Origin of the sequence: Streptomyces sp. NPDC005483 (assembly GCF_040606035.1) — a bacterium.
GTDB lineage: Bacteria > Actinomycetota > Actinomycetes > Streptomycetales > Streptomycetaceae > Streptomyces.
Map to the genome: position 1 here is coordinate 1 of NZ_JBEXEA010000023.1, position 22,767 is coordinate 22,767.

The window sequence follows — 22,767 nt, forward strand, 5'->3', positions numbered from 1 at the left end:
AGCCTGTAATGGTGCAAGTCGGGCGCGATTTCAAGATCTTCAGTGTGCTCCTAGGCCTCCAGTCCCCTCCACGAACTTGCGCGGGGCAGCACTAGACGATCTGTTCCCGGGGCACCCCGACGCCCTCCCCGACTCCGCCGCCCGCCAGACCGTCCGGCTCGGGAGCGGCTGAACCGGCCTTCGCGGGCAGGTGGTTGAAGAGCAGGTTCAGCACGATCGCCGTCAGGCAGCCCGCGCTGATGCCGCTGTTCATCACCGTCTGGAACCAGTCGGGGAACTTCCCGTAGATCGTCGGCACCCCGACCGGCAGCACGCCCATGGCCACCGAGACGGCCACCACCGTCAGGTTGTTGTTGCCCTTGAAGTCCACCTGGGTGAGAGTCCTCAGGCCGCTCGCCGCGACCGTCCCGAACATCACCAGGCCGGCCCCGCCCAGCACCGGCGCCGGAATCGCGGCGACCACGGCGCCCAGCTTGGGCAGCAGGCCCAGCAGCACCAGGATGCCGCCGGCCGTGGCGACGACCCAGCGGCTGCGGACCCGGGTCATGCCGACCAGGCCCACGTTCTGGGCGTACGCCGTATACGGGAAGGTGTTGAAGATGCCGCCGAGCACGGTCGACAGGCCGTCGGCGCGCAGGCCGTCCGACAGCGAGCGCGGCTCGACCGCGCGGTCCGTCATCTCGCCGACCGCGATCAGGTCACCGGTCGTCTCGGTCATCGTCACCAGCGCCACGACCAGCATCGACACGATCGCCGAGAACTCGAAGGCGGGTGCACCGAAGTGGAACGGCGTGCTGATCCCCACCCAGTCCGCGTCCCCGACCCCGTCGAAGTCCGTGAAACCGAAGGGGACGGCCACCACCAGGCCCACCGCGATGCCGATCAGTACCGCGATCCGGCTCAGGAACGCCGGCGCGAACCGCTGCACACCCAGCACCACCGCCAGTACGAAGACGGCCAGTGCGATGTTCTTCGGTGCGCCGAAGTCCGCCGACCCCGCCCCGCCCGCCGCCCAGTTGCCCGCGACCGGCAGCAGGGAGATGCCGATGATCAGGATCACCGTGCCCGTGACCAGCGGCGGGAAGAAGCGCAGCAGCTTGCCGAAGACCGGTGCGAGCAACATGATCGCGAGGCCCGCGACGATGACCGAGCCGTAGATCGCCGGGAGTCCGCCGCCCGTCGTGCCGATCAGGACCATCGGGGACACGGCCGCGAAGGTGCAGCCCTGCATGATCGGGAGCCGTACGCCGAAGCGCCAGAAGCCGATGCACTGGATGAGCGTGGCGATGCCGCACACCAGCAGGTCGGCGGTGATCAGGTACGCCAGGTCCGCCGGTGACAGCTTCATCGCGCTGCCGACGATCAGGGGGACGGCCACGGCGCCCGCGTACATCGCGAGGACGTGCTGGAGGCCGAAGGCGGCGAGCTGCCGTACCGGGGGTACTTCGTCTACGGGGTGCACAGGGGTGGTGTGGGCCATGTCCGAGACCGTAAGCCTTTTGAACAGATTGTTGATTTCGGGGGTGTTGCCGGTTCGTTGCCCGGTGTGGGGTCCGGCCGCCCCCGCCACCCAGCGGAGCGGCGGATCGACAGAGCCCCGCGCCCCTAAAGTCCGTGAGCGGCGTCGCGAAGGGACTGCCAGTCCGGGAGTTTCACCACGCCCCGGCCCAACGAGGCGCCGAGTGCGGCCTCGGCCCGCTCGATCGCCTGCCACCCGGTCCACTCGACGGGATCGAGCCCCTCCGCCCGCAGACCGGCCAGCGGATCGCCGGGCAGGCTCTTGTGTACGAGAGTCTCGGCGTCCTCGACCAGCGACGTCGCCGTCTCCTTCGCGCATGGCCGGTTCGTGCCGATGACCCCCGTCGGACCCCGCTTGATCCAGCCGGCCACGTACTCGCCCGGCGACACCGTGCCCGCACGCAGCACCCGGCCGGCGAGATGCGGCACGGTTCCCGTCGCCGGGTCGAACGGCAGTCCCTCCAGCGGCACTCCGAGATAGCCCACCGAGCGCAGCACCAACTGCGCCTCGATCGCCTCGAATTCACCGGTGCCGCGCACACCGCCGCGGCCGTCCGGCACCGTCCTCTCGAAGCGCACCGCGCCCACGCGGCCGCCCTCGGCGAGGAGTTCGACGGGACGCAGGAAGAAACGCAACGAGATCCTGCGGGGGGACCGCCCGGACTCGGCGGCCGCCCAGCCGCGCAGCACCTCCACGTTCCGGCGCTGCGGTGCCGACAGGGGAGAGGGGTCGAGGTAGGCCGGGTCCAGCGCCAGCTCCTCCGCGTGTACGGCCACTTCGGTGTCCGGGAGCGCACCCAGCTCGCGCAGCTCCTTGGTGGTGAAGCGGGCTTGGGAGGGGCCGCGTCGGCCCACCATGTGGATGTCCGTCACCCGGCTGGCCGCCAGTGCGGCGAGCGCCGAGTGCGGCATGTCCGTGGGGCTGAGCTCGGCGAGCCCGCGCGCCAGCATCCGCGTCACGTCGACCGCGACGTTCCCCACACCGATGACCACCGCCGACCGGGCACCGGCCACGAAACCGTCGGCGGTGGAGTCGGGATGCGCGCTGTACCAGGAGACGAACTCGGTCGCCGACCAGCTGCCCGGCAGATCCTCGCCCGGAACTCCCAGATGCCGGTCGGTAGCGGCGCCCACGCAGTACACGACGGCGTGGTACAGCTCGCGCAGCCGCGCGGCCGGCACCCCGCCGGGGCCGATCTCGACCCCGCCGAGGAACCGCACCCGCTCATGCTCCAGAATCGTCCGCAGGTTGTTCTGGAGCGATTTGATCTTCTCGTGGTCCGGTGCCACGCCGTAGCGCACCAGGCCGTACGGGCACGGCAGCCGGTCCAGGACGTCGACGAGCACGCCGGGATCCAGCTGGACGAGGCTCTGGGCGGTGTAGCACCCGCTGGGCCCGGAGCCGACGACGGCGACACGCATGCTTTCAGGATCGCACCATCGACGCTGCGCTCACAGGGTGCTGCACGCCAGGAGTGCGCGTGTCCGTTCGTTGCGGAATGTGATCATGCGGTTACCTTGAGTGTGTGCTAGAAGCATCCTTTCTTAATCTTTCTGATCGTTGTTCGACGGACGGCAGCGTGTCCGTGTGGCCCGCGTGGGAAGTGTGGGAGGGCGAGGACGCGACCTCGTGGTTCCACGTCCGCTTGGCCTTCGGCGACGGTGCCCAGGTGGACGTGCTCGCCGTGGTGGCCGGGGGCTGCGCCTCCCTGGAGGACGTACGGGCGAAGCCGGCGCTCTCGCTCGACGACCTGGCCGCACTCGGGAGCTGGATCGAAGGCCCGCTGCTCGAGGCCTGCGGGGCGCCCCCTTCCGTGGCCGCGGAGCAGTTGGCCAGCCGTGCCCGCCCCTCCTGGCCGCGTGGCATGGAAGGGCGTTGGCTGATCGCTCAGGAATACCGGGCGGCCCAGGAGGGCGGCGTCGACCCGGTCCTCGCCGTGATGTGCGCGACCGGGCACAGCCGCCGCAAGTCGCTCCGGCTCATCTCGCAGGCACGCGACGCCGGGTTCCTGACACCTCGTCACGCACGCCGCTGATCAAGCAAGTTCGGGTGCCCGAACCGACGCCGAGTGCGGCCACATCGACAGGGCCGAGGGCGGGACCGGACGCAAGCGCAGCACCACAGCGGGCAGGTGCCCGTCGCTCAGCGACGGGTGGTCGACAGCATGTCCCGCATCCGGTCGATCTCGCTCGTCTGCTGGGCCACCACGTCGTCCGCCATCTCCTCGATCCGGACGTTGTTGCCCTGCCCCTTCACGTCCGTCGCCATGGTGATCGCCCCCTCGTGGTGAGTGATCATCAGGGTGAGGAAGAGCTCGTCGAAGGCCTTCCCCTTCGCCGCGCGCAACTTCTTCAGCTGTGCCTCGGTCGCCATGCCGGGCATCGCGGCATGCGCGTGGGCCTCGCTCTTCTCGGACTGGCCGTACTCCTTCAGCCAGGCCCGCATCGCGGCGATCTCCGGCCCCTGCGCGGCCGAGATCCGCTCGGCGAGGGCCTTGAGCTTCGCCGACTCGGCGCGCTGCGGGGCCAGTCCGGTCAGCTCCAGGGCCTGGGCGTGGTGCGCGATCATCATCCGCGCGTACGACACGTCCGCCGAGTTGGGGGTGTCGTCGTCGGCCCGTTGCTCCTCCGCGTCCTCGGCGGACAGCGTGCGGTTCGCCTCACCGGGCCTGCCGGGCACCAGGACCGAAGGCCCGGTCGCCGAGGCGGACTTCGGGTCCGCGTCGGAGTCGCAGCTCCCGAGGGCCAGGGCTGCCAGTGCGGCCAGGGCGGCCGTCGCGTACGGCGCGCGGCGGAAAAGCACAGTGGTCACCTTGGTCCCTTCATGACGAGTTCGTTGCCCCCTGTTGATCTGTGCATGGTGAAGACGATACTGCGGTGACGCGTGCACCGTTCCACATGAACGGCACAGGGAGGAAAACAGTGATCCTGTTGCAAGAGTCCCGAACCCGCCACAGACGTCTGGGAGTTGCCGCGGCCGCCGCGGGTTTCCTGGCCGCACTGCTGACCGCCGGCCCCGCCGTCGCGACCCCCGACCCCGGGGACGGTCCGACGGCGGGCAAGGGAGTCTCCAAGAGCACCGAGGCCGAGGTGAAGGCCGCGATCGCCGACGGCGAGATACCCGGGCAGGACGAGATCGTCCACTCCGACAACATCGAACACCTCGTCAACATCCCCAAGGACGCACTGCCGGGCACCAATTCGGACCTGGCCTTCCAGGGCAGGTACGCCTTCGCCGGGAACTACGACGGCTTCCGCGTCTTCGACATCAGTAACCCGAAGGCCCCGAAGACGATCGCTCAGGTGCTCTGCCCGGGCTCGCAGAACGACATCTCTGTCTCCGGCAACCTGCTGTTCCTGTCCACCGACTCCTCGCGCAGTGACAGCAGTTGCAGCAGCACCACCCAGCCCGTGACCGAGAAGTCCTCGTGGGAGGGGATGAAGGTCTTCGACATCAGCGACAAGAGGAACCCGAAGTACGTCGCCGCCGTGGAGACCGCCTGCGGATCGCACACCCACACGCTGGTGCCCGAGCGCAGGAACGTCTACATCTACGTCTCCTCGTACTCCCCGAACGCCGCCTACCCCGACTGCCAGCCGCCGCACGACGGCATCTCCGTCATCAAGGTGCCGCGCAACGCCCCCGAGAAGGCGGCGGTCGTCGGCTTCCCGGTGCTCTTCCCCGGCGAGGGCCCCGACGGCGGCGGCAACCCCGGTTCGCCCACCAACCCGGGCGTCTCCAAGACCACCGGCTGCCACGACATCACGGTGCTCCCGGACGAGGATCTGGCGGCGGGCGCCTGCATGGGCGACGGCATCCTGTTCTCCACCAGGGACCCGGAGCACCCGAAGGTCATCGACCGGGTGCAGGACAACGTGAACTTCGCGTTCTGGCACTCGGCGACCTTCAACCAGAAGGCCAACAAGGTCGTGTTCACCGACGAGTTGGGTGGCGGCGGTGCGGCCACCTGCAACGCGCAGATCGGTCCGAACCGCGGCGCGGACGGCATCTACGACATCGTTGGCAAGGGCGACAAGCGCAAGCTCGTCTTCCGCAGCTACTTCAAGATCCCGCGTTACCAGGCCGACACCGAGAACTGCGTGGCCCACAACGGCTCGCTGATTCCGGTCAAGGGCAAGGACCTCATGGTCCAGGCGTGGTACCAGGGAGGCGTGTCCGTCTGGGACTTCACCGACTCCTCGAAGCCCCGGGAGATCGCCTACTTCGAGCGCGGTCCGCTCAACACGAGCACCATGCAGACCGGCGGGGCCTGGTCGGCGTACTACTACAACGGCTACATCTACTCCAACGACATCGCCAAGGGCTTCGACGTCCTGAAGCTCAGTGACAAGCGGACGGACCCGGCCAGGAAGGTGCGGCTCGGCGAGCTCAACGTCCAGACGCAGCCGGACTACTTCGACTGACCCTCGGACTCCTGGCCCGTCTCGAAGAAACGCGACAGATCCGTGTCGTACGTCCCGTCGGGTGCCTCGGTGCCCGGCGGGACGCCCTGCTCCCAGTCGAGCCGGTAGCGCGTGAACAGCTCGGCGCGCAGGGTCGCGAGCGGCATCGGGACGTTCGGTACGACCATCGCGTAGACCGCGCCCATGAGCTGCGAGCGCAGCATCGGGTAGTCGGTCTCGACCGTCTGTGAACCGTGCCGTTCCATCGTGTCCCGCAGCAGTTCGGCGAGGCGCTGCTGCTCGGGGCACTCCACGAAGCCGTCGGTGTCCAGCAGCCCGGCCATGTGCTGGCGCATCAGCACCGTCCGGTCCCGGGCCAGGCCCAGGACCGCGTCGATGGCCCGGGCCATCCGCTCCCGGCCGTCCTCGGTGCGGGGCTCGCGCTCCAGCGCCTCCTCCAGCGTGCGGTGCATGAGCCGGTGCACGGCGGACTGCACGAGCCGGCGCTTGCCGGGGAAGTAGTACGACACCAGACCGCGCGCCGAGCCGGCCCGGTCGGCGATGTCGCCGAGGGTGGTTGCCTCGTATCCGCGCTCGGAGACCACTTCTAGTGCCGCCTGCAGGAGCCGCTCCCGGGAACGGCGGCGCAACTCTTCATTGACCGAGGCGCTGCGCGGGGACATGCTGGAACTCCTGCGTTGACTGGCTATCAGCCAACTATACTCAACGCGTCCGGACCGGCCCGAGAAAGGCCTGGTCCCGGTGCTGCCTGCTCTGGGCGACGCGGGGGATCGTCCAGGGTGGGCGAGCATACGCCCCAATGGTGTCCTCGGGCGACCTTTCGGGCGGGGTGACCACCCGGTTTTCGGACACCTTCCTGACGGCGGTCGGGGCGTCGATCCCGGGGCTCAGCCGACCAGGCCGAGAACCGGCCGCAGCGCGTCGGGCCGCTGCGCCGCCGGCAGATGGTCCACGAAGTGCACCGCGCAGCCCAGGGCCGCCGCGCCGCCGTCCGCCCGCCGGTCGTCGCCGACCATCAGGACATCCCGGGGCTCGACGCCGAGTGCCGTGCAGGCGGTCTTGAACAGCCGGGGGTCGGGCTTCTGGATGCCGTGTTCGTACGACAGCACGTACACGTCGACGTACGGATCGAGCCCGTGCGCACGGAAGACCGGACGCAGGTCCCAGCCGATGTTGCTGACCACGCCCACCGCGATCCCGCGCTCGCGCAGCGCGCGCAGCACCTCGGCGGCATCGGGATACGGCTGCCAGGCGGAGGGGAGCATGTGCCGGTCGTACAACGCGTCGTGCAGGGCCGGATCCGGCAGTGTGACGAGCCGCGAGAGCCCGGTGTACGCGGCCCGGTGCAGCTCGGCGCTCTCGTCCCGCACTCCCCATACGGCGGCGAGCTCCTCCGGCATCGGCACCCGCGGCGCCACCCCACCGGGCAGCGCCCCCACGTTCTCCAGCTCCTGCGCGGTCCGCGTCACCCCGTCCTCGTCGAGGGCGAGTCCCGCCTCGTCGAGGACGGCCCGCAACCAGGACCCGGTGGACTCGATCCGGAAGAGGGTTCCCGAGAAGTCGAACAACACGGCGCGCATGTGATGATCTTACGGGCCTGCGTTCCATACGGCGGAGAGCTCGCTCCCGCAGAACACGCAGACGAAGTCCGCCTCGCGCACGATCGACCGCTCCCCGCACACCTCGCAGCGCCGGAACACCACCCCGTGCGTGAACCGGCCGGGGTGCTCGACGCCGGCCAGGTCGAGCGCGCTCCCGACGGCATGCCAGGAATCGAGGTCCGGGCAGTAGCCCGTGGAGTGGTTGGTGACCTCGTGCACCGCCCAGCCGCCGGCGGTCGGCGCGAACCCCATCTCACCGGCGGCCAGCACCTTCGCACCGCCTGCGCAGGCCACGTGCTCACTCCTGCGGGGCGCGAGCCGCAGCAGGCCGTCGAGGGCGACGACGAAGGTGAACGGCTCCGAGGCTTCGGCCGCCCCGCGCCCGGACAGCCACGTGGCGAGGTCGGCGGCGGAACCGATGGTCCGGCCCGCGCTGTCCGGCCGTATCGTCGCGCGCAACTCGGGTGGGCCCACATAGGCGTAGGCCCGGCGCGGGCCGTCCTTCACGGGCGGTACCGCTGGTGGGCCGTCACCGCGAGGGTCACGAGCATCGCGCCCAGCAGCCACCCGCCGAGCACGTCGGAGGGCCAGTGGACGCCGAGCCAGACGCGGGTGAGGCCGACGCCCACGACGGAGATCACGGCGAGGGCCAGGGCCGTGCGCCACAGGGTGCGGCCGGCGCCGTAGTGGTGGAGGAGCCACAGGAGGAGGCCGCAGACGACCGTGGCCGTCAGGGCGTGGCCCGACGGGTAGGCCGCGAAGTGCGCGGTGTCCACGGGGTCGGGCCAGACGGGGCGTTCGCGGCCTACCGCGGCCTTCAGGACCTGCTGCACCAGTGTGCCCACTGCGCAGGTGGCCACCAGCCATACGGCGGTCCAGCGGGCGTTGCGCCGCCACACCAGCCAGAGTGCCGCGACCGCGGCCAGGAGGCGCATCGCCCAGGGGTCCCAGACCCAGTCGGTGAGGACGCGGAAGACATGGGTGAGCCCCGGCTCGTCGACCGCCCAGCCGTGGGTGGTGTCGGCGATGTCGCCGTCCACGGTGAGCAGGGGATGCCACTTGACCACGACCAGCACGAGCAGCAGCGCCGAGCACAGGGCGAGGACACCGCTCGCGCGGGCGGCGATCCGGTGATCCGGCGGACGGGGCGGGGCGTCGACGGACGGGGTGTGCATACTGCGATCCTCGCCGACCTGTGTGATGTGAGGCGAATTCCGGGGCATGGAGGGGCTGGACGGTCCGTTGCCGGGTTCCCTGACATCCGTGGGTGTATGCACAGAGGCGTAGCGGGGGAGTTCGCAGTCAGAGCGTCAGCAGCATGGCCACCATCGCGATGCCCATCGACAAGCGGCACGCGCGCGAGAGTTCGGGACGGTCGCCCCAGCCGACGGTGCCGCCACCGGCGGTCACCGGTATCAGACGGGCGCCGGACAGCAGGACGTATCCCGCGAAGTAGAGGAGCAGTACGCCGGTCACCAACGGGACTCCCGAACCGCCGTGGTGGCCGGGGGAGGCCGCCATCACCACCGCCATGTAGACCATGGCACCCGCTCCCACCAGGTGATGCAGATGATGGGTGCTCGTGCGTGCCGCCCACAGCGCGCGCAGCGCGGCCCCGCCGAACACGGCCGCGCAGAGCGGCCAGGCCCACGCCGGGGGTGTGAACACGGTGGCCGGTACGGCCATCGCGGCCATCCCGAAGCCCATCAGCGCCTCACCGCCCGCGGCCCGGCGCTGCTCCTCGACGCTGCTGCGCATCCGCAGCAGGCAGTACGCCCCGGTCGCCGCGCAGAGCGCGACCAGCAGCCAGCCGGGCGAAGCCGGTCCGTGCACGCCCACCTCCCCGCTCGACGGTCGGGCAAGGCATGCCCGGGCCATGCGGCGCGCAATCGAGCGCAAGGGTGTACGCGGGGAGCGTGCGACAGAGCACAGCAGGTCAGGGGGGTGGACCAGCTATCGTTTATAGGTAAAACACCTGCTAAAGTATTGACTCATGAGCAGTGCGACCCCCCACACCGACACCCCGCGCGTACGCCGTCTCCCGCTGGCCGGCGTGCTGCGCCTCGGCGGGCCCTCCGACATCTGGTTCAAGCCCGCCCTGAGCGTGGTGGTCGCGGTCGCCCCGCCCAACCTGACCCTGCTGGCCCTCGACCGCCTCGACCTGGCGATGTACACCATGGCCGGATCCCTGTGCGCCCTGTACGCCCACCACCGGCCCTACGCCGCCCGGGCCCGCGCCCTGGCCTGGGTGGTGCTCGGCATGGTCGCCGGCCTCGGCGTCGGCCTGGTCGCCGCCTCGCTCACCGGCAGCGCGGTGGTGCTGGTCACCGTCGGGGCGCTGGTGGCCGCCGTGCAGAAGACGCTCTGCGACGCGTCTCGGATCGGCCCGCCCGGCCATGTGGTCCTGACCTTCATCAGTTCCGCCTCCCTGTTCGCCCCGCAGACCCTCGGCCAGGTCCCCGGCCACCTCGCCCTGGCCCTCGCGGCGGGTGCCTGGGCCTGGCTGGTGGGTATGGCACCCGGCCTGTTCCGGCCGCACGGCCCGGAACGACGGGCCGCCGCCCGCGCCCTGCACACGGCTGCCGCGTACGCGGAGAACCCGCGCTCGCAAGCGAGCGGAACCGCACACGCCGCCGTCCAGGCCGCCTGGCAGACGCTCCTGTCGGCCAGCGCCCGCTCCGGGACCCGGCGTGCCCTCGAACGCCTCGTCGTCCGCGCCGAGGTCGCCCTGGCCGCCCCGGCCGACGCGGACCCGGACCGCCTCCGCGCCTGGGCCCGGGAACTGCGCGGCACGGCACCGGTCCCGCAGGCGCCGGACGACGACGAACTCCTCGGCGTGGAGATCGAGCTCACCGCCCCCGCCACCCACCCGGTGTGGCGCATGCTCGCCCCGCTCGCCGTACGCACCGCCCTGGGCTGTGCCCTGGCCGGTTACGTCTCCCTCGCGCTCGGCGTCGGCCGCCCCTACTGGGCCCTGGTCACCGCGGCCTCCCTCTACCAGGCCAACGTCACCCTCACCTGGAGTCGGGGCGTCCAGCGGGTCGTCGGCAACCTCGTCGGGGTGCTGGTGTTCGCCGTCGTCGTCCCGCTCGCCCACCTCGGGCCCGCCGCGCTCGTCCTGTGCTGCCTCGCCTTCAACTTCGGCGCCGAGGCACTCATCGCCCGCAACTACTGGCTCGGCAGCATCTGCGTGACCCCCATGGCCCTCCTCATCACCGAGTTCGCCGGACACCAGGAGCCGGGCCGGCTGATCACCGAGCGGGTCGTGGACACCCTCGTCGGGGCGCTGGTCGGATTCCTCGCCGCCATAGCCGTCACCAACCGGCGCGCGGGCGATCGGGTCGAGCTGTCGCTGGCCGCCGTGGAGCGCGCCCGGGAACACACCGCCCGCCTCCTGGCCGAGGCGCGCCCGGCCCCCGGCGCCCTGGACTCCGCCCGCCGTGCCCTCGCCACCGCCCTGGTCGACCTGCGCACGACTGTCGAGGCCGCGTCCGGCGAATGGTGGCAGCGGGCCCTGCCACAGGAGAGGGTCGTGCGCGCCGAGCAGGCCGGACACCGTACGCTCGCCGCGACGATCCGGCACCACAGAGCGGAGGGCGCACGCCCATGACGGCACCGAACGGACGACCGGCGGACCCGACGAGGAACGACACCGTCGCCGCCGTCGTCCGGCAGTGGCAGACCGTCCACCCCGGCCTCGACACCGGCCCCATGGAGATCATCGGCCGTGTCAACCGCTGCGCCGCCCTCCTCCAGCAGGCCGAGGACGCCCCCCTGCGCCGGGCCGGGCTCAGCCGTCCCGAGTTCGACCTGCTCGGCGCGCTGCGGCGCACCGGCCACGAGCTCACCCCCGGCGACCTGGCCCGCGAGACCTTCTCCTCCGGCGCCGCCGTCACCAAGCGCCTCAAGCAACTGACCGAACGGGGCCTGGTGGAGCGCCGGGGCGACACCCGCGACCGGCGCGTCGCCCACGTCCGGCTCACCGACGCCGGCCGGGACCTGGTCGACGGCATCCTGCCCGAGCAACTGGCCTACGAGACGGCCGTGCTGTCCGTCCTGACCCCCGAGGCACGGGACGAACTCGCCGCCCGCCTGGGGGAGCTGCTCAGCCGGTTGGAGGGCAGCCTCGGCGTGCTGCGCGCCTGAGTCCCGACCTGCGGTTTCGGAAGGTCCGAACCCCGCGGCCGGTTGACGCGGTCTGCCCCCGCTTCCTACGTTCGTCCAGGTCGGTGCGGATCATCGATCGTCGTACGGAATATCGAACGAAGGATGGATGCCGTGGCAGCCGAAGGCCCCGCCCCCGAGAAGCTCACCATCGACCTCGGCACCGAGACCGGCCCCTTCCACGGGGGAGCGAGCGGCACGCTCTACGGCCTCTACGGCGACGGCGTGCCCAGCCGCGTCGTGGTCGAGGGCATGTATCCGCGCACGGTGACGACCAAGGCCCAGGACGGCACCCAGCACCCGGGCGGCGACGCCCTGGAGATACTGCCGCCCTTCGTCGCGGCGGGCGGCAAGGACATCTACGTCTACCTGCCCGACTTCTACCGGGGATTTCCGTACGAGTGGCCGGGCGCCACCGGCGAGGAGCGGCTCGCCGGACACCTGGACGTGATCCGCCGCCAGGTCGAACACGTACTGACCTTGGGGGAGTTGAGGTCGCACGTCGTGTACGTGCCGTTCAACGAGCCCGAGGGCAACATGTTCGGCGAGGGGGAGTGGAGCTACGACCAGATCTCCTGGCGGACGGAGCCAGGCCACTACTTCGCCGCCTGGGAAGCCGCGTACCGCCTCATCAAGGACCTCGACCCGGACGCGCGCGTGGCCGGACCCAACACCTGCGTCCTGTACCCCGAGGTCAGGGGCTTCCTGGAGTTCGCGAAGTCGCACGACGTGCTGCCCGACATCGTCACCTGGCACGAGCTGTCCTCACCCGCCGAGGTCCGCACCAACATCGCCCAGTACCGGGAGCTGGAACGGGAGTTGGGCATCGGCCCGCTGCCCGTCAACATCAACGAGTACGCGCACAACTACCACGTCTCCGTCCCCGGCCAGATGATCCAGTGGATCGCCGCGATCGAGGAGTCGAAGGTCGACGCCGACCTCGCCTACTGGAACATCGCCGGCAACCTCAACGACTCGGCGGTGGAGGCGAACAGGGCCAACGGCCAGTGGTGGCTGTACAACGCCTACGGGCAGCTGACCGGAAACACCGTCAGGGTCGTCGCCCCGCACCCCAACGTGCAGTACACGCTGCAGGGAGTAGCCACCCTCGACCGGGAGAAGCGCCAGGCCAGAGCGCTGTTCGGGGGCGCGGGCGGCACGGCGGACGTCGTGTTCGAGGGCGTGGACGCGGAGGTGTTCGGCGCCGTGGCCCACGCGCGTCTCGTGGAGATCCCCTGGACCGGCCAAGTGGGTTCAAGTGCACCACCGTTGCGGCTGCGGGACGAGGAACTGCCCGTCGTGGACGGGAAGGTGACACTCGCCCTGACCGATCTCGACGCGATGTCCGCCTACCAGGTGATCCTCTCACCGGGCGGCAACGGAGCCGTCGCCCTGCCGCCCGCGGTGCGCTGGCGGGGGACGTACGAGGCCGAGGACGCGACCTACACGGGCGGCGGTTACTCGAAGAACGGACCCGAGGGATCCCCGTCCGCCGTCGACCGGTTCGCCACCTCCGGCGGCTACCACGTGGGCGGACTGCGCACCGGATCCGACGGCGTGCTCGCCTTCGACGTCGAGGTCCCGCAGGACGGGACCTACGACCTCGTGGTGTTCGCCGGCTCGCACAACCTCGCCGACCTGGTGCGCGAGCAGGGCCCCACCAACGTCTTCCTGCGCGTCGACGGTGAGGACCCGCGCGAACTGCGGCTGCCGCTCGGCTACAAGCCGGCGGTGTGGGGCCATACCGACACCCGGGTGGAGCTGACCGCGGGCCGCCACCGGATCACCCTCGCGGCCCAGGACCCCGACCTCGGGGTCACCAAGGGCGACGCGGTCGTCGACAAGCTGGACGTCGTGCTGCGAGAGGAGGACGAAACCGCGCTGTACGACGCCGAGTTCGCGGACCTCGGCGGCGGGGCCCGGGTCAGCCACGCGCACCGCGGCGCCTCGGGGCCCGGGGTCGCCGTGCTCCCGCGGGGCGGCACCGTCACCTTCTGGGCGTACGCGGCCGACGACGGCGAGGCCTCCGTGACCGTCGACGTGCTCGGGCCCGGCGAGGGCGTGCTGAGCGTCAACGGCGAGGAGGTGGGCCGCGTCGAGCGCGGCGCCGTACCGCTCTTCCTCGCCGAAGGCGTCAACAAGGTCACGGTCACCGGCACTTCGGACCGTCTGATCGTCGACCGGCTGCGGATCGCCCCTTCGCGCGGACTGCTGCCCGCGACCGTGTACGCCGCCGAGGAAGGCGCCCTGACCGGAGCGGCGAGGGTGACCGGATACCCGTACGCCACGGGCGGCAAGGCGGTAGACGGCGTCGGCGCCGGGCCCGCCAATGCGCTCACCCTCACGGTCACGGCGGACCGCGCCGGACGCCACGCGCTGACGATCCGCTACTCCAACGGCGAGCAGCCCCCGTCCACCCACTACAACCCCGACCCCGTCTGCCGCCACGCCGACGTCTCCGTCAACGGCGCCCCCGCGCACCGCGTCCTGTTCCCCACCACCTTCCACTTCAACAACTTCTGGAACCTGTCCGTGCCGGTCACCCTGCGCCCGGGCCTCAACACGCTCACCTTCACCGCCGACGAACTCCCCGACTTCGCAGGCGACACCAGGAACGAGTTCGGGCAGCGCTCCGCCCACGCCCCCGTCATCGACCAGGTGACGGTGACACCGCTCGCCCCGGCGGAGGCTGACACGCCTCTCCCGTAAAGCGGGTCGGTCGCGTCGTGCCGAGACTCACGCCCGCCCGGCCGGCGCCGCAAGCTTGCGCAACCGGCGCCAGTTCAGGCGGGGTTGTGCAACCGGCACTCCAGGTCGTTTCCGCGGGACGCGGACGCGGAGGACGCCGGGCGCGATACGGCAGTGGACCGGGATGGGCAGGACCAGGGATTCCCCGTCGACGCCGACCTCGATCTCCGGCTGGTCGGCGGAGACGACCACCTCGCGCGCGGACAGCACCGAGAGGCCCTCCGGATCGGGGTCGAGCAGGAGTGCCGCCGCCTCGGCCGCACTGTCCACCCTGACGCCGAGGATGCCGAGCAGCCCGGAGTCGAGCCGCTCGCGGCGGCCGAGGCCCACGGGATCACCGGTCCGGTAGGCGTTGTTGCTCACCAGCACCGCCTGCGGGCCGTCGATCGTGATGGCGTCGATCCGCGCGGTCAGATGCGGGCCGCGCTGCCGGGTCAGCAGGTCGGGCAGAAGCTCCAGAGTGGTGCCGATCTTGTCGTCGCGGTAGGCGGGACTCTGGACGACCGCCGCGTACGCGCCGAAGGAGGCGTTGTTGACGAACGGGTGGTCCGCCACGAAGCCGAGATCCACCCGGAGTTCGACACCATCGGTGAGCGCGTCGAGGCACGTTGCGGGGTCGGTGCGGTCGAGTCCGAGGTCCATGGCGAAGTGGTTGCGGGTACCGGCGGAGATCACGAGGAACGGCAGGCCGTGTTCCGCGGCGACGGCGGCGACCAGCGCCTGGGTGCCGTCGCCGCCCGCGACGCCGAGCAGGTCCGCGCCCTCCGCCACGGCCGCCCGTGCCAGCGCGGTCACGTCCTGGTGCTCCTCCGGGTCGAGCAGCACCACCTGCGCGCCCAGCTGTTCGGCCTTCTCCCGCAGCCGGAACCGCTCGACCTTCCCGCCCCCGGAGCGGGGGTTCATGATCAGGAAGGGCCGCCGCACCGAACGCGCCCGGTGCTCCTTCATACGCTTCGGGCGGGTGCCGGTGCTGCGCAGGGCGTAGCGCCCGCTCCACACGGCCACACTCCACAGCACCGGCGCGAGCACGAGCACCCATCCCAGGGTGACCACGAAGAGGACGAGCACGAGGGCGGGGACGACGACCGTGAGCGCCGCTGCCAGCCAGCGCTCCGGGCCGCGCCGCGTCAGCGTCCACCACACCGCCGCCGCCGTGACGGCCGCGCCCGCGAGCCCGGCCGCCAGTAGGAGAACGCCGCCGAGACCGCCGTAGGCGAGGGGCAGCAGCACCGCGAGGGCGGCCGTTGCCAGGGAAGTCCTGGCCGCCCATCGCTGCCCGCGAAAGGCCGGGGCGTTCACGTCCACCCTCATGTGCTCCTCCACTGCTCGACGCCCTCGGGCCACGGCGGTCGGCGGAGCATATCCAAGTCGTCGGAACGGCCGGCACCACGCGTGATGCCGGCCGGTGGACGCCGGGCTCAGATTCCGGGGCGGTACCGGATCGGATGGTCCGCCGGCACCTCCACCAGCACGATCGGTGTGCCGTCCGGGTCCGCCACCCACATCTCGACCAGTCCCCACGGCTCCTTCACCGGGAGCCGCACGATCTCGACACCCTTGGCCAGCAGTTCCTCGTGCGCCGCGGTCACGTCCGCGACCTGGAGCCACAGCCGGACATCCGCGGCCGGCGGAGCCTCGGAGCGTCCCGACAACTCCAGGAACCCGCCGCCGAGGAAGTAGACGGTGCCCCGCTCCGGCCCCGTGCCGAACTCGCGGTACACGGCGAGGCCCAGCTGGTCGCCGTAGAAGACTCGGGAACGATCCGGATCCGTGGGCCGCAGCAGGACGCGGCCGCTCAGTACGTGCACCATGCGGGCGAGCCTATCCGGGGCGCTACTCTCGACCGTGCCCGAGTCGTGCCCCTGAAGTGGAGATGCGCCCCATGGAGACCACCGCCGGCCTCACCTTCCGTGACGCCACCGACGCCGATGTGGACACCCTCGTCGCGCTGGTCGAGTCGGCGTACCGCGGGGACGACAGCCGGGCCGGGTGGACCACCGAGGCGGACATCCTCGAAGGGCAGCGGACGGACCCGGAGGGTGTGCTCGCGGTCATCAAGTCGCCCGACAGCCGGCTGCTGACGGTGGAGCGGGACGGGCAGGTCGTCGCCTGCTGTCAGCTCGAACACCGGGGCACCTACGCGTACTTCGGGATGTTCGCGGTCAGCCCCACGCTCCAGGGCGGCGGCCTCGGCAAGGTGATCATCGCGGAGGCGGAGCGGATCGCCCGGGAGACCTGGGGTGTCACCGAGATGCACATGACCGTGATCTCCGTGCGCGAGGACCTCATCGCCTGGTACGAGCGGCGCGGCTACCGCCGTACGGGACAGATGACGCCCTTCCCGTACGGCGACGAGCGCTTCGGCGTTCCGCAGCGCGACGACCTGCGGTTCGAGCTGCTGGTCAAGCCGCTGGTGTGACGTTCCTGCCGCGAGTCCCGTGATGTCCACGGCTCACGCGGCTCACGCGGCTCACGCGGTGAAGCGGCCGGTGCGCTTGATCTCCGGGTAGTCGGTCGTCGCGCCGTCCAGCTCCAGGGCCCGCACCAGCCGCAGATGGTCCTGGGTGTTCACCACCCAGCCGACGATCTTCAGGTCCGCTTTGCGGGCCGCCTCCACGACCTCCAGGGTCAGCCGGCGGATGTTCAGGCAGACCGTCGCCGCACCGGCCTCGACGGCTCGCTCCACGATGTCGGGGCCGAACCGGCTGCCGATCAGCGCGGTCCGTACGCCGGGCACCAGCCGGCCGACCTCGGCGATCGCCTCGTCGTGGAACGAGGACACCTCGACCCGGGAGACCAGATCCCGCCGGAGCATGACCTCGGCCAGCGCACGGGCCGCCGCGACGTCCTTGATCTCGGCCTGGAGCGGCGAGCGCACGGCGTCCAGGACCTCCTCGAACACCGGGACACGTTCTCCGCGGCCCGCGTCCAGGGCGCGCAGCTCGGTGAGGGTCTTCTCGGCGATCGGGCCGGTTCCGTCGGTCGTGCGGTCCACGTCGGTGTCGTGCATGACGACGAGGGCGCCGTCCTTGCTCAGATGCAGATCGAGTTCGATGACGTCGAGGCCGGCCTGCTGGGCGGCGACGAAGGAACGGAGGGTGTTCTCGGGTTCGGTACCCATGACCCCGCGATGACCGATGGTAAGGAAGTTCAAGGTTCAACTCGCTTCCGTCGACGGCGGCTCGGTGCAGAGCCGCAGCCTAACGGCTACGCCGTGTGATGGACCCGTGCGTACACGAGGGATCGCGGTGACGTGTGGGGAGCGGGATCTCCTACCCGGAATCGCGGCGTTCATGGCACTCGACAGGAAAAAGTTCGGTGACCATTGGGGTGTGCAGGATAACTTCCCGTAACCGCTCTTGCTGGGCGGAAGCTCGTATGTATACGGTCTCCATACGCGAGCTTCTCCCGTGGAGGATGGGACATGACGGAAATTCTTGTGCAGGCGGCTTCGGGGGACCAGGTTCCTCCCGTGACCAGGGTGGTGGAGCACCCGGCATGGCCCGTGCTCAAGGATGCCGTGGAGCGGATCCGGCCATGGCAGTCCAAGGACGGGTCGATCGACCTCGCGGCCGAGGCCGCACCCGCGCGCGCGGACGCCGAGGCCGCCGTGCGGCGTGTCGTCGACGCGGTGCAGGAGCTGTCGCCCCTGCTGCCGCACGACGCGGACTACCACGCCGCGCTCGTCAAGGACCTCCTGCGCTGGTCCGAGGGCGGCTTCGAGGTGCCCGACTTCCTCGACTCCCTGCTGGCCTTCCAGCCCGCCGCGAACCGCGCGGACGGCCTCCAGCACCTGGTCGTCTTCCCGATGTACACGCAGAACGGCAACCCGGACCGCAACCTGGAGGCGGTCGTGCTGCGCATGGTCTGGCCCGAGTGGCTGGCCGAACTGGAGCGCACGCGCTACGACAACCCGCTGTTCTGCGGCATCAAGTTCGAGGACTTCACGGCCGGCTACGACACCAACTCGGCCGTCCTGTTCCCGGAGACCATCGCCGTGCGCGAGGCGCCGGAACGATTCTCCTGGGGCGGTATCTTCTGCGACCGCGAGGCCGCCCGCTTCCGCCGGGTCACCGACGCGGCCGTCGAGGTCCTGGGCGTCGAGCTGCCCGAGGACGTCGCTGCGATGGTCCACGACCAGAAGCGCTGCGAGGAGGCCTTCGTCCTGTGGGACATGGTCCACGACCGCACCCACAGCCACGGCGACCTGCCCTTCGACCCGTTCATGATCAAGCAGCGCCAGCCGTTCTGGATGTACGGCCTCGAGGAGCTGCGCTGCGACCTCACCGCCTTCAAGGAGGCCGTGAAGCTGGAGGCCGACGGCGTCCCGCAGGCCCGTGACGTGCAGTACGCGGTCCTCTTCGACCGCATGTTCCGCTTCCCGGTCACCGGCGAGCGGGTGCGCAACTACGACGGGCTCGGCGGCCAGCTCCTCTTCGCCTACCTGCACAAGCACGACGTCGTCCGCTGGACCGACAACAAGCTGTTCATCGACTGGCAGCGCGCCCCCGAGGTCACCAACCAGCTGTGCGCCGACATCGAGCAGCTCTACCGCGACGGCATCGACCGCCCGAAGCTCGTCCACTGGTTCGCCGGCTACGACCTCGTCTCCACCTACCTCGCCCCGCACCCGGGATCCAAGTGGGCCAAGGGCCCCGACGCCCTCGACCTGTCGCTGCCGCCCCGGAAACTCGTCGATGACGTGCTTCCGGACGAGTTTCCGCTGAGCATGTTCTATGAGGCCCTCTCCAAGAAGCTTCGTCATGTGATCGCCTCGACCCGGGGCATCACTGCTACGAGCGCCGAGCGGGTCGCCGCGTGAGCGAGCGCGGCACCGGGAACACTGCACAGGCCGTTCAGGCGGCTGCTCAGGCCGCTCCGGCGGCAGCTCAGGAGGCGAAGAAGATGGTGGGGAACGGAGCTCTCAGCGGTGCGGTGATCGCGGTGGCGGGCGCGGGCGGGCCCGCGGGCCGAGCGACACTGCTGCGGCTGGCCGAGGCGGGCGCGACCGTCGTCGGCGCGGACAACGACCCGGAGCGGCTCGCGGAGGCCGTGGACGCGGCGAGCTACGCCTCGGGCGGCGCCACCGTGACCGGTGAGCCGGTCGATCTGCTCGACCTGGACTCCACCCGTGACTGGGCCGCGCACATCGAGAAGGAGTTCGGCCGTGTCGACGGACTGGTCCACCTCGTCGGCGGCTGGCGCGGCAGCGAAACCTTCATCAAGTCGAGCCTGGACGACTGGGACTTCCTGGAGCTGCTGCTCATCCGCACGGTGCAGCACACCTCCCTCGCCTTCTACGAGGGCCTGCAGCGCAGCGAGCGCGGCCGCTACCTCCTGATCAGCGCCGCCGGTGCGACGAAGCCGACCGCGGGCAACGCCTCGTACGCCGCCGCCAAGGCCGCCGCCGAGGCCTGGACGCTCGCTCTCGCCGACGCCTTCCGCAAGGCCGGGGGCACCGAGGGGCCGACCTCCGCGGCTGCGATCCTGGTGGTGAAGGCACTGGTGCACGAGGCCATGCGCGCCGAACGGCCCAACGCGAAGTTCGCGGGCTTCACGGACGTCAAGGAACTGGCCGAGGCCATCGTCGCCGTCTGGGACAAGCCCGCCGCCGAAGTGAACGGAAACCGTCTGTGGCTCACCGAGAAGCCGTGACCCCCCCGAAGACCGACGCCCGTCGCCATCACGACCCGGAGATCCGCGGCTTCGCCAGCGACAACTACGCCGGGGCCCACCCGGAGGTGCTCGCCGCCCTGGCCCTGGCCAACGGCGGGCACCAGGTCGCCTACGGCGAGGACGACTACACGGAGAACCTCCAGGGCGTCGTCCGCAGCCACTTCGGGGCCACGGCCGAGGCGTTCCCGGTCTTCAACGGCACCGGTGCCAACGTCGTCGCGCTCCAGGCGGTCACCGACCGGTGGGGCGCGGTGATCTGCGCCGAGAGCGCGCACATCAACGTGGACGAGGGCGGCGCCCCCGAGCGCATGGGCGGCCTCAAGCTGCTCACCGTGCCCACCCCGGACGGCAAGCTCACGCCCGACCTGATCGACAAGCAGGCCTACGGCTGGGACGACGAGCACCGCGCGATGCCGCAGGTCGTCTCGATCACCCAGTCCACGGAGCTCGGCACGCTCTACACGCCGGACGAGATCCGCGCGATCTGCGACCACGCCCACGCCCACGGCATGAAGGTCCACCTGGACGGCTCCCGCATAGCCAACGCGGCCGCCTCCCTCGACGTCCCGATGCGGACGTTCACCAACGCGGTCGGCGTCGACATCCTCTCCCTGGGCGGGACGAAGAACGGCGCGCTGTTCGGCGAGGCGGTCGTGGTGATCAACCAGGACGCGGTCTCCCACATGAAGCACCTGCGCAAGCTGTCCATGCAGCTCGCCTCCAAGATGCGGTTCGTTTCGGTGCAGTTGGAGGCCCTGCTCGCGAAGGACCTGTGGCTGCGCAACGCCCGCCACGCCAACGAGATGGCCCAGCGTCTGGCCGAGGGTGTCCGTGCCGTCCACGGCGTCGAGATCCTCTACCCGGTCCAGGCCAACGGCGTCTTCGCCAAACTCCCGCACGACGTGAGCGAGCGCCTCCAGAAGCGCTTCCGCTTCTACTTCTGGGACGAGGCAGCGGGCGTCGTCCGCTGGATGTGCGCCTTCGACACCACCGAGGACGACGTGGACGCGTTCGTAGCGGCACTGAAGGAGGAGATGGCGCGCTAGGCGTGTCCGGCGGATCGGGTCGGCCGGCGGCAACGAAGCGCGCGTCCGGGCCGAGTTGAGCGGGTCTGGTGTTGTGCGGCTGGGAGGCGGGGGCCGGGGTTCGGGCGAGGGCTGATGGCGTCGTCGTTCGTGGCGGCGCTGAAGGAGGAGATGGCGCGCTAGGCGTGTCCGGCGGATCGGGTCGGCCGGCGGCAACGAAGCGCGCGTCCGGGCCGAGTTGAGTCCGGCGGATCTGCCCGGCTGCAACAACCCTGCATCCGGGCCGAGTTGCGCATGGCTGGTGCGTGCGGCTCCGAGGCGGGGGAGCGGTGCCGATAGCAGCTGACACGGCGGGTGACGTGGCTGGGGCCCCTGCGGCCCTGCTGTGCTTGCATGCCGGTGTGGACACATCCAAATCCCAGCCTCGGGTCCGGCCGAGGACCGATGACGACGTCGAAGCATGTGCGCGGGCGCTGGCGGAGGTGCACCGTCGCGACGGTTATCCGGTGAACTGGCCTGCCCTGCCCGGTGATTGGCTGACTCCGGCCTCGGGGCTGGGCAGTTGGGTGGCCGATCTGGACGGCCGGGTGGTGGGCCACGTCGGTCTCTCCCGCAGCACCGGAGGCGACCTGGCCCCTGCCCTCTGGAGCGAGCGTAACGGCACGAGCAGTCAACAGGCCGCGGTGGTCGGCCGGTTGTTCGTCGCCCCGCAGGCGAGAGGGCACGGGATCGGCGCCCTGCTGATGGGCCGGGTCGTGCGGGAAGCACGGCACCGCGGGCTGCACCCGGTGCTCGACGTCGTCGCGTCCGACACCGCCGCGGCGGCCCTGTACGAACGGCTGGGCTGGACGAGGCTCGCCACGGTCGAGCAGCGATGGAGCACGTCCCAGGTGGTGACCGTCCACTGCTACGCCGCATACATATACCGAGTAGCGTAAATTCATTGACGGCAGGGTGATCGTCTTCCTATGCTCTGCGGGCATGGAGCTGATCCAGAAGACCCCCGACCTTTCCGCGTACTTGGCAGCCGATGAGGCCATCGACCACGACCACCCGGTCGTCCGAGAGGTGGCCGCCCGGCTCGCCAAGGAGGCGTTCGACTCGTATGACTATGCGCGGCTGGCCTTCGAGTTCGTCCGCGACACCATCCCGCACTCCCAGGACTCCGGGGATCTCCGCGTCACCTGGCGGGCCTCCGACGTCCTGGAGCAGGGCACCGGCATCTGTTACGCCAAGGCCCACGCACTGGCCGCGCTGCTGCGCGCCGAGGACATCCCGGCCGCGCTCTGCTACCAGAAGTTCGACGTGGTGCACGGTCTGGTCGCCGTGCGGTTCAACGGCGCCTGGCACCGCCAGGACCCCCGGGGCAACAAGCCGGGGGTGGACGCCCAGTTCTCCCTGGACGGCGAGCGGCTGGCCTTCACGCCCGAACCGGGGTCCGACGAGAGGGACTACCCGGACCTGTACGCGGAACCGCACCCCGCCGTCCTGAGCACCCTCAAGGCCGCCCCCGACCGCCCGTACCTCTGGAAAACGCTCCCCGGGGGCCTCTGAAGCACCTGATGGCCCCGTCCCGGACGCGCCCGTTCAGGGGCGCGGTGAACCGCGCG

The 22,767-nt window shown here is 70.8% G+C and carries 22 protein-coding genes; 11 read left to right on the plus strand and 11 right to left on the minus strand.

Annotated features, from left to right (window positions below; genetic code table 11):
• Positions 1-91 precede the first annotated feature (91 nt).
• Together ABZT06_RS34800 and ABZT06_RS34805 are read right to left on the minus strand one after the other, a co-directional pair.
• Positions 92-1,480, minus strand: a complete 1,389-nt coding sequence (locus ABZT06_RS34800; protein WP_355750244.1) for a nucleobase:cation symporter-2 family protein — start codon at positions 1,478-1,480, stop codon at positions 92-94.
• 125 nt (positions 1,481-1,605) lie between these two features.
• Positions 1,606-2,940, minus strand: a complete 1,335-nt coding sequence (locus tag ABZT06_RS34805; protein WP_355750247.1) for an FAD-dependent oxidoreductase — start codon at positions 2,938-2,940, stop codon at positions 1,606-1,608.
• A 158-nt stretch (positions 2,941-3,098) separates the two neighbouring features.
• On the opposite strand from ABZT06_RS34805, the gene ABZT06_RS34810 reads away from it, so the two are divergent.
• Positions 3,099-3,554: a DUF6214 family protein gene (locus tag ABZT06_RS34810; protein WP_355750250.1), complete on the plus strand. Its 456-nt coding sequence runs from the start codon at positions 3,099-3,101 to the stop codon at positions 3,552-3,554.
• Between the two features lie 107 nt (positions 3,555-3,661).
• Here ABZT06_RS34810 and ABZT06_RS34815 read toward each other — a convergent pair whose 3' ends face one another.
• Positions 3,662-4,321, minus strand: a complete 660-nt coding sequence (locus ABZT06_RS34815; protein WP_355750542.1) for a DUF305 domain-containing protein — start codon at positions 4,319-4,321, stop codon at positions 3,662-3,664.
• A gap of 119 nt (positions 4,322-4,440) precedes the next feature.
• Here ABZT06_RS34815 and ABZT06_RS34820 point away from each other — a divergent pair, with 119 nt between their 5' ends.
• A complete protein-coding gene (locus ABZT06_RS34820) occupies positions 4,441-5,943 on the plus strand; it encodes a hypothetical protein (RefSeq protein WP_355750253.1) in 1,503 nt (500 codons plus the stop codon).
• Here the strand turns inward: ABZT06_RS34820 and ABZT06_RS34825 are convergent.
• From ABZT06_RS34825 to ABZT06_RS34845, 5 genes are all read right to left on the minus strand, one after another.
• Entirely contained in the window at positions 5,931-6,605 is a 675-nt protein-coding gene (locus ABZT06_RS34825; protein ID WP_355750255.1) for a helix-turn-helix domain-containing protein, read from the minus strand. The genes ABZT06_RS34820 and ABZT06_RS34825 overlap by 13 nt on opposite strands.
• Positions 6,606-6,830: 225 nt before the next feature.
• The gene (locus ABZT06_RS34830) at positions 6,831-7,523 is read right to left on the minus strand and encodes an HAD-IA family hydrolase (RefSeq protein WP_355750258.1); all 693 of its coding nucleotides are present in this window, start codon (positions 7,521-7,523) and stop codon (positions 6,831-6,833) included.
• 9 nt (positions 7,524-7,532) lie between these two features.
• Positions 7,533-8,051, minus strand: coding sequence for a hypothetical protein (locus tag ABZT06_RS34835; RefSeq protein ID WP_355750261.1), 519 nt, complete (start codon positions 8,049-8,051; stop codon positions 7,533-7,535).
• Positions 8,048-8,719: a phosphatase PAP2 family protein gene (locus ABZT06_RS34840; RefSeq protein WP_355750264.1), complete on the minus strand. Its 672-nt coding sequence runs from the start codon at positions 8,717-8,719 to the stop codon at positions 8,048-8,050. The genes ABZT06_RS34835 and ABZT06_RS34840 overlap by 4 nt, the downstream gene beginning before the upstream one ends.
• A gap of 127 nt (positions 8,720-8,846) precedes the next feature.
• Positions 8,847-9,377: a DUF5134 domain-containing protein gene (locus ABZT06_RS34845; protein WP_355750267.1), complete on the minus strand. Its 531-nt coding sequence runs from the start codon at positions 9,375-9,377 to the stop codon at positions 8,847-8,849.
• Between the two features lie 160 nt (positions 9,378-9,537).
• Here ABZT06_RS34845 and ABZT06_RS34850 point away from each other — a divergent pair, with 160 nt between their 5' ends.
• The 3 genes from ABZT06_RS34850 (at position 9,538) to ABZT06_RS34860 (ending at position 14,417) form a co-directional block, all read left to right on the plus strand.
• The gene (locus tag ABZT06_RS34850; protein ID WP_355750270.1) at positions 9,538-11,154 is read left to right on the plus strand and encodes an FUSC family protein; all 1,617 of its coding nucleotides are present in this window, start codon (positions 9,538-9,540) and stop codon (positions 11,152-11,154) included.
• Positions 11,151-11,690, plus strand: coding sequence for a MarR family transcriptional regulator (locus ABZT06_RS34855; RefSeq protein WP_355750273.1), 540 nt, complete (start codon positions 11,151-11,153; stop codon positions 11,688-11,690). The genes ABZT06_RS34850 and ABZT06_RS34855 overlap by 4 nt, the downstream gene beginning before the upstream one ends.
• A gap of 123 nt (positions 11,691-11,813) precedes the next feature.
• A complete protein-coding gene (locus tag ABZT06_RS34860) occupies positions 11,814-14,417 on the plus strand; it encodes a cellulosome protein (protein ID WP_355750276.1) in 2,604 nt (867 codons plus the stop codon).
• Between the two features lie 27 nt (positions 14,418-14,444).
• On the opposite strand, the gene ABZT06_RS34865 is transcribed toward ABZT06_RS34860, so the two are convergent.
• Together ABZT06_RS34865 and ABZT06_RS34870 are read right to left on the minus strand one after the other, a co-directional pair.
• Positions 14,445-15,767 (minus strand): diacylglycerol kinase family protein, encoded by a 1,323-nt coding sequence (locus tag ABZT06_RS34865; protein WP_355750279.1) that lies wholly within the window; start codon positions 15,765-15,767, stop codon positions 14,445-14,447.
• Between the two features lie 107 nt (positions 15,768-15,874).
• Entirely contained in the window at positions 15,875-16,267 is a 393-nt protein-coding gene (locus tag ABZT06_RS34870; protein WP_355750282.1) for a VOC family protein, read from the minus strand.
• A 71-nt stretch (positions 16,268-16,338) separates the two neighbouring features.
• On the opposite strand from ABZT06_RS34870, the gene ABZT06_RS34875 reads away from it, so the two are divergent.
• Positions 16,339-16,875 (plus strand): GNAT family N-acetyltransferase, encoded by a 537-nt coding sequence (locus ABZT06_RS34875; RefSeq protein WP_355750285.1) that lies wholly within the window; start codon positions 16,339-16,341, stop codon positions 16,873-16,875.
• Positions 16,876-16,926: 51 nt separating this feature from the next.
• On the opposite strand, the gene ABZT06_RS34880 is transcribed toward ABZT06_RS34875, so the two are convergent.
• On the minus strand, positions 16,927-17,610 hold the full coding sequence (locus tag ABZT06_RS34880) for a glycerophosphodiester phosphodiesterase family protein (protein ID WP_355750289.1): 684 nt from the start codon (positions 17,608-17,610) through the stop codon (positions 16,927-16,929).
• Positions 17,611-17,880: 270 nt separating this feature from the next.
• Between ABZT06_RS34880 and ABZT06_RS34885 the strand changes: the two genes are divergently transcribed.
• The 5 genes from ABZT06_RS34885 (at position 17,881) to ABZT06_RS34905 (ending at position 22,711) form a co-directional block, all read left to right on the plus strand.
• Positions 17,881-19,278: a DUF6421 family protein gene (locus tag ABZT06_RS34885; protein ID WP_355750292.1), complete on the plus strand. Its 1,398-nt coding sequence runs from the start codon at positions 17,881-17,883 to the stop codon at positions 19,276-19,278.
• An 83-nt stretch (positions 19,279-19,361) separates the two neighbouring features.
• Positions 19,362-20,111: an SDR family oxidoreductase gene (locus ABZT06_RS34890; RefSeq protein ID WP_355750294.1), complete on the plus strand. Its 750-nt coding sequence runs from the start codon at positions 19,362-19,364 to the stop codon at positions 20,109-20,111.
• Positions 20,108-21,178: a low specificity L-threonine aldolase gene (locus ABZT06_RS34895; protein WP_355750297.1), complete on the plus strand. Its 1,071-nt coding sequence runs from the start codon at positions 20,108-20,110 to the stop codon at positions 21,176-21,178. Before ABZT06_RS34890 ends, ABZT06_RS34895 begins: the two co-directional genes overlap by 4 nt.
• Positions 21,179-21,558: 380 nt before the next feature.
• Positions 21,559-22,095, plus strand: coding sequence for a GNAT family N-acetyltransferase (locus ABZT06_RS34900; RefSeq protein WP_355750300.1), 537 nt, complete (start codon positions 21,559-21,561; stop codon positions 22,093-22,095).
• A gap of 43 nt (positions 22,096-22,138) precedes the next feature.
• On the plus strand, positions 22,139-22,711 hold the full coding sequence (locus ABZT06_RS34905) for a transglutaminase family protein (protein ID WP_355750303.1): 573 nt from the start codon (positions 22,139-22,141) through the stop codon (positions 22,709-22,711).
• Positions 22,712-22,767 lie beyond the last annotated feature (56 nt).